General features: G+C 63.3%; 1 pseudogene. It reads left to right on the top strand.

Going from position 1 to position 237, the window contains the following annotated elements:
• Positions 1–237 (top strand): annotated as a pseudogene (gene glyA / locus FQ664_RS26940) (serine hydroxymethyltransferase); the annotation flags it as partial.

Raw genomic sequence — 237 nt, 5'->3', positions numbered from 1 at the left:
GGGCATGAGCCTGGCCCACGGTGGCCACCTGACCCACGGCGCCAAAGTGTCGTCCTCGGGCAAACTGTACAACGCAGTCCAGTACGGCATCGACACCAACACCGGCCTGATCGACTATGACGAAGTCGAGCGCCTGGCGGTCGAGCACAAGCCGAAAATGATCGTTGCCGGTTTCTCGGCCTACTCCAAGACCCTCGACTTCCCACGCTTCCGCGCCATCGCCGACAAGGTGGGCGC

The organism is Pseudomonas persica, from assembly GCF_900291015.1.
In the GTDB taxonomy this organism is placed as follows: Bacteria; Pseudomonadota; Gammaproteobacteria; order Pseudomonadales; family Pseudomonadaceae; genus Aquipseudomonas.
This window is presented reverse-complemented; position numbering and strand designations above follow the sequence as displayed.